Source organism: Desulfosarcina sp. BuS5, from assembly GCF_028752835.1.
Classification (GTDB): domain Bacteria; phylum Desulfobacterota; class Desulfobacteria; order Desulfobacterales; family BuS5; genus BuS5.
This window is the reverse complement of the sequence record NZ_CP087952.1, coordinates 2,437,064-2,455,039: the sequence shown is the minus strand read 5'-3', so window position 1 is coordinate 2,455,039 and position 17,976 is coordinate 2,437,064. Positions and strand designations below refer to the sequence as shown.

At 42.4% G+C, this 17,976-nt stretch carries 14 protein-coding genes; 5 read left to right on the top strand and 9 right to left on the bottom strand.

What is annotated here, in order from left to right:
* Positions 1 to 70: 70 nt before the first annotated feature.
* The gene (locus BuS5_RS12100; RefSeq protein WP_036019371.1) at positions 71 to 1,225 is read right to left on the bottom strand and encodes an IS4 family transposase; all 1,155 of its coding nucleotides are present in this window, start codon (positions 1,223 to 1,225) and stop codon (positions 71 to 73) included.
* 203 nt (positions 1,226 to 1,428) lie between these two features.
* On the opposite strand from BuS5_RS12100, the gene hisD reads away from it, so the two are divergent.
* From hisD to sat, 3 genes are all read left to right on the top strand, one after another.
* Positions 1,429 to 2,724, top strand: a complete 1,296-nt coding sequence (hisD, locus tag BuS5_RS12095; RefSeq protein WP_027353079.1) for a histidinol dehydrogenase — start codon at positions 1,429 to 1,431, stop codon at positions 2,722 to 2,724.
* A 237-nt stretch (positions 2,725 to 2,961) separates the two neighbouring features.
* The gene (locus BuS5_RS12090; protein WP_274427688.1) at positions 2,962 to 4,098 is read left to right on the top strand and encodes a sodium:calcium antiporter; all 1,137 of its coding nucleotides are present in this window, start codon (positions 2,962 to 2,964) and stop codon (positions 4,096 to 4,098) included.
* A gap of 163 nt (positions 4,099 to 4,261) precedes the next feature.
* The gene (sat, locus tag BuS5_RS12085; RefSeq protein WP_027353078.1) at positions 4,262 to 5,536 is read left to right on the top strand and encodes a sulfate adenylyltransferase; all 1,275 of its coding nucleotides are present in this window, start codon (positions 4,262 to 4,264) and stop codon (positions 5,534 to 5,536) included.
* A gap of 198 nt (positions 5,537 to 5,734) precedes the next feature.
* On the opposite strand, the gene qmoC is transcribed toward sat, so the two are convergent.
* The 5 genes from qmoC to aprB all read right to left on the bottom strand — a co-directional run bounded on the left by qmoC (position 5,735) and on the right by aprB (position 13,551).
* Positions 5,735 to 6,913 (bottom strand): quinone-interacting membrane-bound oxidoreductase complex subunit QmoC, encoded by a 1,179-nt coding sequence (gene qmoC / locus BuS5_RS12080; RefSeq protein WP_027353077.1) that lies wholly within the window; start codon positions 6,911 to 6,913, stop codon positions 5,735 to 5,737.
* A gap of 181 nt (positions 6,914 to 7,094) precedes the next feature.
* On the bottom strand, positions 7,095 to 9,431 hold the full coding sequence (locus BuS5_RS12075; RefSeq protein WP_027353076.1) for an FAD-dependent oxidoreductase: 2,337 nt from the start codon (positions 9,429 to 9,431) through the stop codon (positions 7,095 to 7,097).
* 6 nt (positions 9,432 to 9,437) lie between these two features.
* Positions 9,438 to 10,715 carry a CoB--CoM heterodisulfide reductase iron-sulfur subunit A family protein gene (locus BuS5_RS12070; protein WP_027353075.1) on the bottom strand — a complete coding sequence of 426 codons (1,278 nt, stop codon included), beginning with the start codon at positions 10,713 to 10,715 and terminating at the stop codon, positions 9,438 to 9,440.
* Between the two features lie 358 nt (positions 10,716 to 11,073).
* Positions 11,074 to 13,053, bottom strand: a complete 1,980-nt coding sequence (aprA, locus tag BuS5_RS12065) for an adenylyl-sulfate reductase subunit alpha (RefSeq protein ID WP_027353074.1) — start codon at positions 13,051 to 13,053, stop codon at positions 11,074 to 11,076.
* A 60-nt stretch (positions 13,054 to 13,113) separates the two neighbouring features.
* Positions 13,114 to 13,551 (bottom strand): adenylyl-sulfate reductase subunit beta, encoded by a 438-nt coding sequence (aprB, locus tag BuS5_RS12060; protein ID WP_027353073.1) that lies wholly within the window; start codon positions 13,549 to 13,551, stop codon positions 13,114 to 13,116.
* A gap of 369 nt (positions 13,552 to 13,920) precedes the next feature.
* Here aprB and BuS5_RS12055 point away from each other — a divergent pair, with 369 nt between their 5' ends.
* Positions 13,921 to 14,673 (top strand): YkgJ family cysteine cluster protein, encoded by a 753-nt coding sequence (locus tag BuS5_RS12055; protein WP_035264408.1) that lies wholly within the window; start codon positions 13,921 to 13,923, stop codon positions 14,671 to 14,673.
* The gene (locus BuS5_RS12050; protein WP_027353071.1) at positions 14,652 to 15,467 is read left to right on the top strand and encodes an SDR family NAD(P)-dependent oxidoreductase; all 816 of its coding nucleotides are present in this window, start codon (positions 14,652 to 14,654) and stop codon (positions 15,465 to 15,467) included. Before BuS5_RS12055 ends, BuS5_RS12050 begins: the two co-directional genes overlap by 22 nt.
* On the opposite strand, the gene BuS5_RS12045 is transcribed toward BuS5_RS12050, so the two are convergent.
* Genes BuS5_RS12045 through BuS5_RS12035 form a run of 3 tightly spaced genes read right to left on the bottom strand, consistent with a single transcriptional unit; the run spans position 15,445 to position 17,904 of the window.
* Positions 15,445 to 16,236: a YkgJ family cysteine cluster protein gene (locus tag BuS5_RS12045; RefSeq protein ID WP_027353070.1), complete on the bottom strand. Its 792-nt coding sequence runs from the start codon at positions 16,234 to 16,236 to the stop codon at positions 15,445 to 15,447. The genes BuS5_RS12050 and BuS5_RS12045 overlap by 23 nt on opposite strands.
* A gap of 7 nt (positions 16,237 to 16,243) precedes the next feature.
* The gene (locus BuS5_RS12040) at positions 16,244 to 16,834 is read right to left on the bottom strand and encodes a hypothetical protein (protein WP_157487317.1); all 591 of its coding nucleotides are present in this window, start codon (positions 16,832 to 16,834) and stop codon (positions 16,244 to 16,246) included.
* 17 nt (positions 16,835 to 16,851) lie between these two features.
* Entirely contained in the window at positions 16,852 to 17,904 is a 1,053-nt protein-coding gene (locus tag BuS5_RS12035) for a deoxyguanosinetriphosphate triphosphohydrolase (RefSeq protein WP_027353068.1), read from the bottom strand.
* Positions 17,905 to 17,976 lie beyond the last annotated feature (72 nt).

Sequence of the window (17,976 nt, the reverse complement as noted above, 5' to 3'; positions counted from 1 at the left end):
TATTTTTTATTTGCATAAATAATTTGCATAGATAATCCTAAATATGTCATTCTTAATCAGTAGTGTCCGGTTAAGTTTTTGCATATAGCATTTGCTCTTTGATAATCAGATTATTAGACCATACGTTTTTTTCGTCAGTACGTAATTCGTTCTGGATGGTATTTCTAAGCTGACGAATCCTCTTTATTGATACAGGTTCATTAAACTGTTCATGGCAGTATATGGCCATAAGCAGGTAGGTTATTAACCCCGCAAGGATTTGAACCATCAGGCCATATCTACTGTGAGCAATCAAGTGGTACACTTTTAAATGTTTCTTCCACCATTTGAAAAAAGTTTCGATATCCCATCTAAGCTTATAAACGGTTGCAACCTGCTCGGCTGTAAGATCATAACGATCAGTTGCCACAAAATATTTGACACCGGCAATTTTATAACCAACCAGTCGAACCGGCTTTCTGGTCTGGTTTACCCCAGGAGTGCCAAGAAGAACCACAGCATCATAAAAAATATAGCTGTCGGGATCAACAGGCTGCTCTTTGATAATAGTTCTTGTTGTTTTCGCTTTGATGCGGCAAACAAAATGTTTTTTTTCATCCTGAAGAAGATCAAAATCCTTATGTGATTGATACCCCCGATCCATGATTCCTGTTTGGCCTTTTGTAAGGATAGACCTGACAAAGGGGCGTTCAGCGCCATTTCCATTTGTCAGATGAATTTTTATAGGAATCTTGCGATTGACATCAAAGCCGAAATGGCCTTTTGCTTTTTTAGCGCCTTTTCTGTAATCAGCCCAGTACATGGACAGAACTGCATCAATTAAAGATCCATCAATGGAAACGAGTTCACCGAGATCTGAATAATTTGATGGTAAAGCATTTTGTGCCTGGCTGCAAAGAGCTTGAAAAACATATTCAAGCTGTTCAAGCCCTCGAGAATTGATAATTTCGGAAAAACTGCTACGACTGATCCCTCCATCTGGAGCGACACATTCTTTGGCAAAATCGTCTTCTTTAAGGTGTTGAATAAGATCACGAGCTGATTCATGTTCTTGTAGATGGAAAAATATCAGTGCGTGAAGCTGATCTTCAAAAGTCATTTTCAATGGCCTGTGACCTCGGGATTTAAGCTGTGGCGTGTCAGGAAAAATCTTTTGCAAAGGTTTGAGAAATCGAGCATGAGATTGGGGATTAAAATTCTTTTTTGGGATATTGAATATGTCCATTTTTGTCTTAACTCCTTGTTATAATTATATTTTATAACAAAACGATAAAAAATTTTTATTTGGTTTGTCAAGTAAAAAATGAACATTTTTCTAATTTTTTTATCCCATATAACATGCAAAAACCTAACCGGACACTACTGATTCTTAATAGTTTATATATATTTTATATTTATTTTACTTCATTTTCAAGGAAACCAATGATTATGAAAACTTATTATTATCCTTCAGAATCGGCAAAAAAAAGAGTTCAATTAATATTGAACCGTGATACCGGATTTAAGAAAAAAGATCTGCAGAGTGTATCGCGAATCATTGAAGATGTTTGCAAGCATGGTGACATAGCACTGATCAAATATACCAACCGGTTTGATGCTCCTGAACTTTCTATAGAATCCCTTAGAGTCACGGAGCAGGAGATAGAAGCTGCTTTTCTTGCAATAGAAGATGATTTTACCTGCTCTCTGGATAAAGCAATAAAGCAGATAGAGGAATTCCACAGGCTTCAGAAGAGTAAATCATGGATTAGCACGGAAAGGCAGGGAACTATCCTGGGACAGCTTGTAAATCCTGTTGATACGGCCGGTATTTATGTGCCGGGTGGTAAAGGCGGGCAAACACCGCTTGTTTCATCTGTACTTATGGGTGCAATTCCTGCTGTAATAGCTGGTGTAAAAAATATTGTCATGGTAACGCCCCCCAGGGAAGACGGGAGTATTAATCCTCATCTTATTGTTGCTGCAAAAAAGGCTGGAGTTCATGATATATACAAGATTGGAAGTGCGTGGGCTATTGCGGCATTGGCTTATGGAACCGAATCCGTTCCCAGGGCAAACGTTATTGTCGGCCCCGGCAATATTTATGTTACCCTTGCAAAAAAAATTATATCCGGCAAAACCGGTATTGACTTGATTGCCGGTCCTAGTGAAATCCTGATAATCGCTGATGAAACCGCAATCCCCGAATTTGTCGCGGCCGATCTTCTGTCCCAGGCGGAGCACGATCCTTTGGCATCTTCCATCCTGGTAACAGATTCCAGGAAGAAAGCCCAAGCAGTTGTAAGGGCTGTCAAGGATCAGATTACTAATCTGCAACGGTTTGAAATTGCAAAAGCATCGATTGAAAAATTCGGCACAGTCATAGTTGTGCCTGACCTTGATAATGCTATTGAGCTTGCAAACCGGATAGCGCCTGAGCATCTTGAGTTGCATATCAAAGACCCTTTTGAGCATATCGGGAGGATACGTAATGCCGGAGCCCTTTTTGTCGGCAATTATACGCCTGAACCTGTGGGAGACTATATGGCAGGCCCGAACCATGTTCTTCCCACCGCCGGTACTGCCAGATATGCTTCAGCCCTGTCCGTTGACCATTTTATTAAAAAAACCAGCCTTATTCATTATTCGCAGGAGGCATTTATGGGGGAAGCAGGGGATATTATTCGTCTTGCTGAAATAGAAGGACTTGACGCCCATGCAAAGGCGGTAAAGATAAGAATGTGATGGCTGCCAACTTAAAGCAGGGCACTTTATGGCTGATTGAATTTACAGGTTTTGGTGGATTCGCTTCGCTTAATCCACCCTACAAACTTACCTTGGTGACCTGAATCGTAGGGTGGATTAAGGAGCGTAAGCGACGAATCCACCAAAATAGCTAATTTTTAAGTGAACCCCGAGGAAAAATATTAAATGGGAATTGCACATCTGTTTCTTCATACATGGTATGGAGGCTTAATTTTAATGATATTTTGCTCAGTTGTAATGGCTCGATCCTGCGATGTTTTCGAAGCTGCAACAAACTATCTCGGCCGTAGTTTAAGTGAAGGCGTAAAAGGGGCAACTTTAAATGCCATTGGTTCGTCCATGCCTGAGTTATTAACAACTGTATTTTTTCTTGTTTTTGCGTTACATGAAAATCTTGGCCGGGATTTAGCTGCAAGTATAGGCGCTAATGCAGGGTCAGCTATTTTCAATAGCATTGTCATTCCCATGCTGGTAATTCAGGTTGTTCTGGCAACCGCTTTAACTGGTGTGAGAATAAGCAAAAAAGTGATTCTCAGGGATGGTCTCTTCCTTATTGCGGCAGAAGTCCTGCTTTTGGTTTTATTGTCCAGTGATTACATAACCCATTGGCATGGTTGGGCTTTTACGGCATTTTATTTTATTTACCTTGCATATACCCTGCTTTCCATGAAAAACAATAAAAATGTAAAAAAAAATATACATGAAGCAGTAGATTCATGGTTCACAAAGTTTCAGTTTAAATCACCGAAAGGCTGCACAGGCCGGAGCTGGATATTGTTTTTGCTTTCAATGGTCGTTATTGCAGCGGCTTGTGCAGGTTTGGTGGAAAGTTGTAAGGGGATAGCTGATGCAATGAGAATTAATCCTTTATTCATAGCATTAATTCTCGTTGCAGCGGTAAGTAGTGTGCCGGATACTATAATTTCAATCAGGGATGCAAAAAAAGGAAATCACGACGATGCCTTATCAAATGTATTCGGTTCCAATATATTTGATGTTACTATAAGCATGGGGCTTCCTCTCGGTCTCTTTCTTGTAATTACAGGTCAAAAAATTGATTTTATTGAAGCAGGCCCAACCATAATAGACATTAGAATAATGTTATTAATCGTAAGCGTAATTACAGTGGCAGTCTACTATTTCAGCAAAGAGATGAAATCAGGGCATTTGATAATTCTTGGTATTCTTTATGGATTTTTTATTCTCTATGCTGTTGGTGCGGCAGATTATTTGGCTGGTGGTGATTCATACATGGCAAAGCCGGCAGAAGTTTTTATCAACTTCTTGCGCCAACCCGGAGGTATTGAAGAAATTTTACAAAATACAGCTAATGGTATTACCGGCGGGTGGTAAAAGATCAAATAACACCCAGAGCAGCCTTGCTTGATTAATCTTGACAAAAGCATAATAACTTAATAAAAATCTATTAGTTTTTTTTAAAATTTTAACCTGTAACAGGTTTTTTTGATAAGATTTTTTTTTTAATCGATTTTAATTAAAAGGAGATTGAATACTTATGGCAAATCTAGTAGCTCCGCATGGCGGAAAAGGCTTGACCTGCTGCCTTCTTGAGGGCGCAGAGCTTGAAGCTGAAAAGAAAAAAGCTGAAGGTCTTAAAAAAATAACTATTTCACCACGTGAAGAGGGCGATCTGATCATGATGGGTATTGGCGGATTCAGCCCTCTGACAGGTTTTATGACAAAAGCCGACTGGAAGGGCGTATGCGATGATTTCCTTACTGCGGATGGCACATTTTGGCCAATTCCGGTTACCCTTTCTGCGGACAAGGCGGATGCCGACGCGATTAATGACGGCGACGAGATAGCCCTTGTGACCGGCGCCGGTGAAATCATGGCAACCATGAAAGTTACCGAGAAGTATGAAATGACCGAGGCAGACAAGAAATATGAATGCGAAAAGGTCTATATGGGTGAGGGCACTCCTACTCCAAAAGAGTTCTGGGAAATTGCACAGGATGATCATCCAGGTGTTCAGATGGTAATGGGTCAAAAGGATGTAAACCTGGCTGGCCCTGTTAAAGTGCTTAGCGAAGGCGAATATCCGGAAAAATATCCAGGAATCTACGTTAGACCGGCAGAATCCAGGAAAATGTTTGAAGATAGGGGCTGGAGTGAAGTGGCTGCCCTGCAGCTCAGAAACCCGATGCACAGATCCCATGAATACCTTTGCAAGATTGCAGTAGAAGTATGCGACGGCGTTTACATTCATTCCCTGGTTGGAAACCTGAAACCAGGCGATATTCCCGCTGAGGTGCGTGTTAAATGTATTGACGCGCTTGTAAAGAATTATTTTGTAGAAGCTAATGTATTACAGGGTGGTTACCCGCTTGATATGCGTTATGCCGGTCCCCGGGAAGGCCTCCTGCATGCTACTTTCCGCCAGAATTATGGTTGTTCAAAAATGATAATCGGGCGTGACCATGCCGGTGTAGGTGATTTTTACGGTATGTTTGAAGCTCAGACAATTTTTGATAAAATTCCAACCCCGTCTGAACCAGGCAAAGCGCTTCTGTGTACTCCCTTAAAGATAGACTGGACATTCTATTGCCACAAATGCGACGGAATGGCCTCCCTTAGAACCTGCCCGCATGCCAAGGAAGACAGGGTTATGCTTTCCGGCACAATGCTGCGCAAGGGTCTGTCGGAAGGTACTCCGATTCCGGATCACTTTGGCCGGGAAGAAGTTCTCGAGATTCTTCGTGAATACTATAGCAACCTCACAGAAAAGGTTGAGATTAAAACTCACGCAGCAGCAACCGGCGGCAAATAAACTGTAGGGGTTCAAAATTTTGAACCCCATTAACAATGTTTCAAAATTAACAATGTAGAGGTTCAAAATTTTGAACCCCTACAGGAATGTCTAAAAAAAGGGGAAGGTTTTTTAAACCTTCCCTTTTTTGTTATATCCTCAAGCGAAGTAGGGGTTTAAAATAGCGAAGTAGGGGTTCAAAATTTTGAACCCCTACAGTTATTTCCTGTTCCCGTACTCTGCATAAGCCATTGCAACAGTTCTGTAAACCAGATGTGCCAGCTTGGAGTAAGGCAGAAATGCAAACAGGTTAAAAACAAAGACAAGATGTACAAGATATATAAAATATGTCAGTCCCGCCAATCCGGCCAGCCTGGTCATCTCCGTCAGCATACCGGAAAGCCCGAGCCCCAGAACAAGACCTAACAAGTACCAGTCCTTGTAGACCGAAACCTGATCTTTTTTTGCCAGACGATTTTTTATCATCATGATACTGCCGATAACAAGAGCCAGCCCGCTGATGTTAGCCAGCCATTTTACAGGATTAATCTGCTGATAGGGGCCTGGTATGTGGAAAACATATAATACTACAAAGAAAATAGTGGTTACAATAAACAAACCGATAAAAGAGTAAAGAACCATCAGATGAGCTGTAGCACGATCCTGATTTTCACTGCATTCAGTAAACTTGTCATGCTTGATTATTGTGGGTATTATCTTCAGGAAAGCCTGGATAAACCCTCCGACATCAATATTTTTTTTATCGGTCTTTTCTTCAAGCAGCGCATTTTCATGTATATCTTTGATAAATCTCTTAAGGCCGATTGTAAAGTTAATAACTACCCAGGCGGTCAAAGGAACAAAAACAAGATCAACAAACCAGGTTGAAAAAAAATTGGCATGGGCAATGGTATCGCCATGTCCTCCATGGTACCATTCCAGGCCAACGGCATGAAAAATAGTTTCCATGGTGCCACCGCAAAACATGGTTATACATGCAAGCAGAGCAAACAACAGCGCCGGGATGCCAAGCAGCAGCGGCAGTTTTTTAGGATTATTAACTGCTTCTCCCAAGGTTTTTGATGGTGCGTATTCGTTAATGGCATAGGAGCGTATCGCTCCCAGAACATCACCCGGATTTGCACCCCGAGGACACATTGTGGAACAGTCACCGCAATTATGGCAGAGCCATATATCACCGTTACCGACCAGCCTGTCTTTTAAACCCCAGGATGCCGCAATCATCTCCTTTCTGGGGAAGGGTTTGTTATCAGGAGAAATAGGGCATACCACGGAACATGTGGCACATTGAAAGCACTTTTTCAGAGTATCGCCCCCAAGCCCGACAACTTGCTTTATAAAATCAACATCAGGCTGAATCAGGCATCTGTCAGTCATATTAACACCTCCATATATTTAGTGCCTGAACGAAAACTGCTAATTTTCCCAATTTTTGTCTTCCTTGAACTTGAAAAAAGAACTTGAAAAAAGAACTTGAAAAAATTTTCTAGTTTTCGTTCGGACACTATTTAAATTGAGGGTGGTGTTTGTTTGCCACCCTCAATTAAAAACTTAACGTTTAGAACCCTTTGAAGGGGTTCGGTCCGATACCTTCTATCATTTCAACGAAATCATTTATCATTTTCGGGAGTTTTTCATAGTCGTCAATTGCAACTTCGAATTGAGCGACTCGTTCCGCCTCAAGAGCAAGACTCTCCAAGGCATCACCGATCTTCTGCATTCTGATGTCAGCCAGTTCACTGCCCTTTACAAAATGGCACTGATAATCATCACCATGTTTACAGCCCAGCAAAAAGACTCCGTCCAGGCCTTGCGAGAATGCATCCTTGATCCATATAACATTGACGGAACCAAGGCAGCGCACCGGGATAAACCTGACATCCGCCGAATATGTAAGGCGATTTAAGCCGGCAATATCCAGGGCAGGGTAGGCATCATTTTCACATACCAGACCGAGTATCCTCATGGGCGGCTCGTCATAGTCATCTTCAGACGGCACACTGATGGCCTTGACCATCGATCCGATGCTGTCGATGTTATAATCGGCGAACCCGATAATACGTTCAGGACAGGCTCCCATGCATGTACCGCAGCGCCTGCACCTGGTCGGGTTAGGTTTTGGTGTCCCTTTTTCATCATCATCCAGGGCCCCGAAAGGACATTCTTCCGTACACCGTTTGCACTGGGTACATCTCTGGAAAAAGAAATCAGGAAATGTCATATCCCCGGATCTGGGATGAACCGACACACCTCTATTTACGGATTCCAGACATTGAATCGCTTTCAGGGCCGCGCCGGAAGCGTCTTCAATAGATTCCTCGATGGTCATGCCTCTGCGGATACATCCGGCCGCATAAACGCCTGTTCTCTGTGTTTCATATGGAAAACAGATGAAGTTGGAATCGGCATAATCATCAAAAAGCGCGTTGTCACGAAAACCGGGACCCTGCCTGTATGCAAGGTTGATTACCGGATCGTCCCTGGTAACCGGGACCATACCGGCAGCCAGTACAACCATATCGGCCTTGACCTTGATTTTTGATCCCAGAAGGGTATCGTCAGCTTCAATAAGCAGGTTGCCGCCATTGTCCGATACATTTACAACCTCGCCCTTTGTCAGGAATATACCTTCATCCTGCTGCAGGCTCTTGTAAAAATTTTCAGAAAGACCGGGGGTCCGCATATGCTTATAGAAGATAAAGGCTTTTCCGTCTTCATAATCTTCACGTACATATTTGGCCTGTTTTAGAGATACCAGGCTTGTAACTGATCCTGCATATCGGAAATCGGAATCATCACCCTTATCCGGGCTCTGTATAAAAACAACCGATTTTGCTTCTTTGCCGTCCGATGGTCTGAGAATTTTACCCTTGGCGGCTATTTCTTCAAACTGGCTGTTGGTAACAACATCTTTCAGGTTTCCGGATCCCAGGTGTTCAACATCAACTCCTTCAAGATCGTCAGGCCTCCAGCCGGCAGCCAGAATCACAGCGCCGAAGAGTTCACCGTCAGGATCAAGAGCCAGGATATCATTTTTACCCTTGTTATACTCAGTGTATACTTCGAAGAGTTTATCAACATCCAGCTCCTTGCCGTCTTCATCCACCTTCATATCATCAGGAAGCGGGAAAGGAACGTCAAACTCGATTTTTTCACCAGGTTTTTTAAAAGTAACCGTAAATTCACCTGGTTGACCGGCTATACGGGCAACAATGGTGCCGGTTTTAACCGTTATATTCGATTCAGCCTCGACTTCTTTAATTTTTGCATCTACAATTGGAGGAATCAGCCCGTCATAAGGTTCTACCACCGGGATCTGTTTACGGACTTTGGCGGCAAAACCGCCCAGGGAAGATTCCTTTTCAACAATAGTAACTTCATAGCCGGTTTTGGCAGCATCCAGCGCTGCTGAAATACCGGTAATTCCGCCGCCGATGACAAGAATTTTTTTAGAGATGCTTTCAAGGAGAAAAGGTTCCGGAAGATCAATTTTTTCAACCCTGGCCATACCCATTTTTACATAATCCTCGGCCAGCATCTGGAGTGAATCAAAGTGCTCCTCGTCATCTTTCTGCTCTTCTGTAAGAGCCGGAAATTCAGATCTGGGATGTGACCAGACAACCTGTTCCCTGAGATTAACGCGATCGACAATACATCCGTCAAATTTAAAAACATCATAATTTACACGCCGTGAGCAGCCTGCTATGATAAGAGTGTTAACCCCATCATCGGCAATGTCTTTTTTTATTAAATCAAGCCCCTCCTTTCCGCAAAGGAAAGGATGCGTTTTTACTGAAAAACCTTCTTCTTCAGGTACTCCGCACAATTCTTCCATATCAAGGGCATCCCCGATACCACAGCCTGTGCAGATATAAACACCATATTTTTTATCCATGAATTCCTACCTCCTCACCAGGGTTTGAATAGCCTTCAGAGCCATTCCGGTAGCATTCTGATTAGACGAAACCACGTCGGCCGGTTTGTTGGCGCATCCTGCGGCAAACATTCCGCCCTGCTCAAAATCATTGATAATGAAACCGTCTTCATTATATTTCAGATCAGCAGGCAGCTTTGCACCAGCCGCAGTCGGCTGCATACCCGTAGCAAGCACAACCATTTCGACGTCCTGTCTTATCTTTTCTCCGGTCACAGCGTTTTCGGCAACCACGGTTATATCGCCGGTACCGGTATTTTCAGAAACCTCTGCCACCTTTCCTTTGATAAAAAAGATATTTTTATCTTCTTTAATTTTTTTATAGAATTTTTCGTACCTTTGGCCCGGCGCCCGCAGATCAATATAGAAAATATATATTTTAGCATCCGGATATTGTTCCCTGATATAGGTGGTATGCTTCAGGGAAGCCATACAGCAGACATAGGAACAATAAGGAAGATGATTCTCGTCTCGTGATCCCGCGCACTGCACAAAGGCTATACTTTCAGGCTCCTTGTCGTCGGAAGGTCTGAGGATTTTGCCATTGGTCGGCCCATTAGTGGACGCAAGTCTTTCCAGCATCATGTTGGTTATGATGTTCGGATATGTGCCGAATCCAAGGTTGTCGATTTTTGAGGCATCGTAAGGTTCCCAGCCGGTTGCCCAGACAACGGCGCCCACATTAAGATTTATGACCTTTTCCTTCATGTCAAAATCAATGGCATCGTATTTACAGGCTTCAAGACAGCGCTTGGCGTCGTCGGTGCCTATGATCTGCGGTGAGATTACATATTTTGCAGGAAATGCCATATTATGTGGCAGGTAAGCTGCTTTGATTTTATTCATGCCGAAATTGAATTCATCTGAAATTTCAGTCTGACATGCTTCAGCACATTCACCGCAGCAGGTGCAGTTTTCATTAACATACCTCGGTTTCAGTTTAATGGCTACATTGTAGCTGCCGGGCGCTCCGTCAACCTTTTCAATTTCGGCCATTGTAAAGACTTTTATTCTGGGATTGTCCTTTATTCTTCGAAAATTGATCTCAAGACCACATGTCGGGGGGCAGAGTTTGGGGAAATACTGTTTTAACTGAGACACTCTTCCGCCAAGGTAAGGATTTTTTTCCACCAAAAAGACCTCATACCCGACTTCGGCGGCTTCAAGGGTCGTAGTTAAACCGCTTATTCCCCCTCCGACTACTAAAATACTCCCGCCGGCCAGGGCCGCTTGATTATTTGCCATGCTATCCCTCCGTACGCCAAATACTAATTAATTGAAGTTTTTTTAAAAATATAATAAAATTTTTGAAATTACTTCAGATTAATAAGATTTAAAACGTTCTGTGAAATAAATAAAAATTTCTTTAAAGCGATATCCGTTAATTTTATCCAAATGTTTAAGGGCTTTATATAGATTTTTAGATAAATAAAACCATTAAACTCCCGGACAAAGTAATCTATCAATAGGATATCGCTAAAGAAAAAAGATTAAGCGTTGTTAGTATCATTGACTATAGATTTTTAGATAATTAATAAAAACCTCCAGACGCACATACGCCTAGAGGTAATTTATTCGACTGTCAAGTATAGTCGGTTATCCATTAATCAGGGATAATCTTGATATAATCTTTTTTCATCATTTCCCAGGAAGCTGCTTTTGGATCGTACTTGGAATTGGTAAAGCAGAACCAGTTCTCATCATCCTGTCCAGGATAGTCAGCCTGATAGTAGAAACCGGGATATCTGGTTTCTTTGCGGTACTGGATATGCCGCAAGTGGGCTTCAACCGTCCAGATCCGATGAAGGATCTCCCAGCATCGCATCAGTTCATGCAGGTCACCGGCAGCAAGTTTTTTACAGTCTTCGCGCATGGTTGCAAGAAGATCCATTACGATCTCAAGAGATTTGGAAGTTGTCATATAAAATGTTGCTGTTCCGGCACCATACTCATGGGTAGCTTTCATGAGACGCAGGGCCATTCCGGCAGGTTTAACATAGTTTGGGTTAATATCTTCGGCTGTTGTATATTCACAATTATCAAGATATGTACGCACAGGTCCATAGATAAGGTCGACTAGTTCTTCTTTTGACTGGCTTAAAGCCGGTGAGAAGTCTGCATTATCACGGGCATATCTTGCCATTGACTTGGCAGCTATTCTACCCTCGGCATGGGAACCGGATGAGAATTTATGGCCGGAACCGCCCACACCGTCGCCTGCTGTAAAGAGCCCGTCAACTGTAGTCATACGGTTGTATATCTTGCCGTTGGACGCCTTAATTTTGTATGCATCGGGTATCCAGTCCAGATCCGGCCCTGAGGTCCAGAGACCGCAGCAGCCTGAATGTGATCCGAGCAGGTAAGGTTCGGTCGGCATAACCTCGGAATTCTTTTTCTCAGGTTCGGTATCGGTTGCGCACCAGAGATTCGCCTGCCCGCATGTCATATCCAGGAAGTCTTCCCAAGCTTCGGATTCAAGATGCTTGAGCTCTTTTTTGCTCATTGTCTCACCAAGCGCTGCAAGGGCTGATACTGTATCCATGATGATCGGGCCGCGGCCGGCCTTCATTTCAAAAAGCATCAGGTGATTTCGCAGACATGTCGGTGTAATCGCTGCTGTTCCATAGGGTGCGTAGTTTTCAAGTTCAGCCTTGGCAGCATCACTGGCGGCAAAATTTTCGCCCAGTCCGTTTAATGCCTTGGCTTTAAACAGGAGGAACCATGCTCCGACAGGACCGTAACCATCTTTAAAACGGGCCGGGGTGAATCGGTTCTCCATCATTGTAAGTTCAGCGCCAACTTTCATGCACATTGTATATGTGGAACCTGCGTTCCATACCGGATACCATGCACGTCCCTTACCTTCGCCTACACTTCTTGGCTGATAGATATTAACGGCTCCACCACATGCAACCATCATGGTTTTACATTTGATGATATATACCTTGTTCTCGCGAACTGAAAAACCTACCGCGCCGGCAATCTGGTTCTCTTTGTTGGCATCCAGGAGCAGCTCAACGATAAAGACACGCTCAAGAATATTCTCTTCGCCAAGGGCCAGTTTGGCAGCTTCGGCAACTATCCTTTTGTAGGATTCGCCGTTGATCATTATCTGCCATTTACCGGTTCTGACCGGGGTTGCACCGCTTTTCAGAGAACCTTGTTTTAGACCTTTTTTACCGTCCAGGTTTTTCCCGTCATCGGTTTTTTTCCATACCGGAAGACCCCATTCTTCAAACAGATGAACGGAATCATCAACATGATTGCCAAGATCAAAGATAAGATCTTCACGAACAATGCCCATCAGATCGTTTCTGACCATGCGGACATAATCGTCAGGAGTATTTTCGCCTATATATGTATTAATAGCTGAAAGGCCCTGTGCTACAGCCCCGCTTCTTTCCATGGCAGCCTTGTCGCAGAGGAGTATCTTTGCGTCATCTTGCGCCCATTTTTTTATCTCAAAAGCAGCCCCGCAGGCAGCCATCCCGCCGCCCACAATAAGAATATCAACTTCAAGCTCTTCGACTTCCGGATCTCTTACGGCTTTAAGTTCACCCAAGGGTTTATTAGGTAATGCCATATTATATCCTCCTTATAAAAATATATATTTTTAATATTAATTTTTAGAAATATTTGGCAACTAAACAGTCGCAATAGGTGTTTTAAGCGTCATTTCGTCCGCCTCTTCCGTGGAGAGGAGTTCGCTGTCGAGATCTTTTCCCTTAAGATCAAGATAAGCATTGGCCTTGCCTTCATCTGTTGTGCGAATGGGGAACTTAAAACGTTTGATAAGACCGTTCCTGAATTTGCAGGTCCACATAACATCCTCGGTGCCCAGCATGGGCATAACACTGCTTCCAAGAGGAACGAAATCGGAATAGCCCCTTACTTCGATTGCCTGGGTAGGACAAATTTTTACACATGAGAAACATTCCCAGCACTGATCCGGCTCCTGATTATAGGCCTTCATAGCATTAGGTTCAAGGACCATAAGGTCATTGGGACAAATATACATACAAGCTGTTTTATCCCCGCCTTTACAACCATCGCATTTTTCAGCAATTACAAAACTTGGCATTTATTAAACCTCCTAAATTTTGTTTTCCCAAAATTATAGTTAAACTACAGTTAATTTCAATAGTACAATTTTAAGGGTTCGCACCTCCTTTCATTACTGAACTCTCTGAACTATATTTCTCAGCCTTTTCGGCCATTAATTTAAAAACAATAAAAATAAATAATTAAAAGAATTCATATAAAATGGGTCAATCCATTTAATTAAAAAAATAATTTATTCTTTAAGTTGATGCTTGTCAAGTACTTTTGGATAAACAATTGGCCTTTTCCAATAATTGTATGGACTTTTTTATGTTGACAGAATCTGTGAACCTGTTACCTAAATAATTCTCACTTGTCGAGACTTTTTTTTGCAAACCATGGAATGATTATGAGCGATTTTATACCTATTACAACAAAAGATACCTTTAATTTCTCATGTAATGACGACCTCGCATGCTTTAATCAATGCTGTAGAGACCTTAACCAGTTTTTAACTCCTTACGATATACTTCGCATAAAAAATAATTTTCATATGCCGTCTGATATATTTTTGGGGAAATATACTTCTGAACATTCCGGTCCTGAAACCGGCCTTCCTGTTATTTCGCTGAAAGCTGATGCGGATGATGCTTTAAAGTGCCCATTTGTCACTGCCGCGGGTTGCAGTATTTACAAAGACCGCCCTTCTTCATGCAGAATGTATCCTCTTGCCCGGGGTCTTTCGCGATCGAGGGAAACCGGCATATCGACCGAGCATTATATGATTTTAAAAGAGGATCATTGCAAAGGTTTCCGGAACGGTCAAACATGGACCGTGGAGCAATGGATCGCAGATCAGGGAATTGCCGTTTATAACCGGATGAATGATATGCTCCTTGAAATCATAAGCATGAAGAATCGTTTAATGCCCGGTCCCTTCGATATCAAATCGAAACTGACTTTTCATACCGCCTGTTATAATCTTGATGTCTTCAGAAAACATATATTTGAAAATGGTATTATGGATCATCTGAATTTGAATCCAAAAACTCTGGAATCTGTAAAAACCGATGATACCCTTTTGTTGGAATTGGGTCTTAAATGGATTAAATATAATCTTTTTGGAGACCGGGAAATATCATGGAATTTAAAAACAGGGTAGCGCTGGTGCTTGGGGCCATAAAGGGAATTGGCAAAGGAATCGCTTTAGCCCTTGCAAATGAAGGCGTAAAGGTAGCCTTAAACTATTTTGACTGGGAAGAGAATCTTGACGATTTAAATCATGATTTTGCAAAAACCGGTATTGAGCACCTTATATTAAAAACAAACCTGCTCGAGACAGAACAAATTTATGGTTTGATCAATAAGGTCAAGGAGCGTTTTGGGCGGATTGATATCCTTATTAATAATATTGAGCGGGGCGGATGGCCTGTGGTTCACGGACCCTATATACAGGAACAGTGGGATCTTGAGCTTGCAACAACCCTGAGAGCCAAGCGCTGGGTCTTTGAAGCAGCATTGCCATTTCTGAAGGCCTCCGGAAACGGGGTTGTTATAAATTTTTCTTCCATCGCGGGTCTTGTTGGAAGGACGGGGCCTGCGAGTTATATATTCAATGAAGGCTATTCCGCCGCAAACCGCGGTCTATCCCTTTTAACGGAAACCTGGGCACGAATCGGAGCTCCTGAGGTGAGGGTGAATGAGATCATGCTCGGGATATTTGAAACCAGGCACGGAGAAAAGACAAGGGGCTGGGGACTCCTTACAGATGCTCAGAAAGATGCCCTGATCGATCATACCCTGCTTAAAAAAACAGGCGCCATCGAAGATGTGGTTAAAACCGTTCTTTTTATTCTTAAAGATGCTCCTTTTATGACCGGGTCCCTGATAAGGTTGGACGGAGGATATGTATTGGGCGGGGAAAAGGTTGAACCTATGCCGGAGGGCGTGGTGTGAAGGATTTTGTTTTTATGCCCCATATATAAAATTTTATCCACTCAAAACCTAATTTCATCAGTTCAACGTCGTCTTTTTTGATCTTTTTCTTTATTTTGTTGTTGACCTTGTATCTTTTTAAAAAACTGCTGTTAAAGAGAAAATCGCGAAATATGTCTATATTGTATGCCGCCATAAAAGCCATTTTCGCCCTGGGGCCTTTATTTCCCTCCCTTCCCCAGGGATCAGCCTGAAACAGGCTTTTTATTTCCGCCCATTTTGCTGTCATCATGTTATATATAATGGCATCCTGGTCTTTTGCCCAGGTTTTTGTCGTCCATGTTTTTTTTTCGTGCCGACCAAGGCAGAAATCAGGTGGTCTGAAAAAATAAACAGGTATGGCTTTTTTCTGTTCCTGCTCTAGCATAATACCCTGTTCCACAGGAAATGTACGGCACGTATCCGGCCTGTCAGGGTATACCATACAACCCGATGCCCCCAGGAAAGGGCATTTTTTATCTGCATCTTCTTTCATCTTCAATAATACTTCAGGGAAATAATCGGATGGTTTTAACAGGATGTCGACGTATTCATCTATAAACCTGTCGGATGAGATCTTCAGGCTGTTTTTCAGCCTGATCACATCATAGGGATATAAAAAAAGATTCAAATTCCTGCAGCAAAGATTAAAGCAGGATAGGCCGGAGTGACACTGAAATGAAAAAGTGTCATTATCTTTAATTCTTTTTCCGGACAAATCGCCCAGTTTTTCAATATCAATGCTTTTCATACGCTTTTTACCAGTTGATGATCATTTCCGCAATGGTCATTTTGATTTTTTGGTGTATTCCGGCAGTCTCCTTTAATTCCTTTTCAAGGCCTGCCATTTTTATGTAAAATGGTGTTCTGTCAAATTTAAAATATTCTTTTGAGCCGCATAGTTTCGCAAATTCATCGCACCCCGGGCTGCAGGTTATACCCCGGCCTGGTCTGTTCAGTTCATGGGGTATTCCGTGCAGCCTGCATATCATGGGCCTGAAATGATATATAAGACACAAACCATCAAGATTGAAAGGACACATCACATGTGCTGTTTTCTTATTTTTATCCGCTTCCCCGGTTAATCTTAGAACATCCAGGGCTTTCTTTTTGAGATCCGGCTTTATATTCGTATTTAATTTGCTGAATCCTTTACGGATGTAAAGATATTCAAGTAGGGTATGATGGTAAAAACGGGTAAGGCAGCAGTTGTCCATGCAGTCGGTACATTTAAAACCATAATATTCAGTGGCTTGATTATATTTTTCATCCATGTAGGCATAAATTTCTTCTAATCTGTCAAGCAAGGGCATAAATTTGTTGAATTGTAATTTTTCTATTTTAAACATAACAGGCAAATTTTCTATCAAACCAGGGAGGAAGGGAAAAAGATTTTTTCATAAAGATATAAAGCATATCGGTCGGTCATGCTTGATATCAAATCACATGCAACCCTCTCAACAGGCCTGTTTTTATCTGCAACCCGTAAATCCATGCTTTCAAGTCTTTTGAAAAGTTCCTCCTGATTTTCCAAAAAATAGGCATAGAGTTCAGAGAGAATTTTTTTTGATTTAACGAATTCCCGGTGTACACGGCTGGAACGATACACTTTATCATAAAGAAACTTCCTCAATTCTTTTATTGCGGCTGATACGTCATCACTAACCTGCATGTGCATTCTGCCGTCTGAAACCCGGCTTGAAAAAACAAGATCTTTAACCATTGTCATTGCCCGTTCGGAGTAGGAGTTGCCCAGCACTTTTTTGCATGAATCAGGGACCATGCTCTCTTTAATTACACCGCTTTTTATGGCATCATCAAGATCGTGATTCAGGTATGCCATTATATCACCTATTCTTACTATCCGCCCCTCAGCAGTATTGGCAGTTTCCTCCGGATCGCTGGAAATGACTTTGCCGTAGCCTTTGGAGTGCTTTAATATTCCATCTCGTACTTCATAGGTTAGATTGAGTCCTTTTCCGTTGTTTTCAAGCAGATCTACAAGACGCAGGCTCTGTTTGTTGTGTGAAAAATCAGGGGAATAAATTTCCTGGAGACAATTTTCACCACTATGACCAAAGGGTGGATGCCCCAGGTCATGACCCAGGGCAATGGCCTCGACAAGGTCTTCATTCATGAACATGGCGCGTGCTATGGTTCTTGATATTTGGGCAACCTCAAGAGTATGTGTCAGGCGGGTTCTGTAAAAATCACCAAGGGGGGATAAAAAGACCTGGGTTTTGTATTTTAATCTTCTGAAACCATGGGAATATACAATCCTGTCACGGTCCACCTGAAAAGGAGTGCGTATGGGGCATGGCTTCTCTTTAATTGTTCTCCCTTTCGATTCAGCGCTCAAGCAGCCTGCCGGAGACATAAAACTTTTTTCACGGTTTTCGAATATTTTACGTATTGTCATATATAAAGCATAACCTATTCAAGTATAAAATTCAACCGTTCAGCGCCTCAATTTTTTACTTTGTTTTAGCGG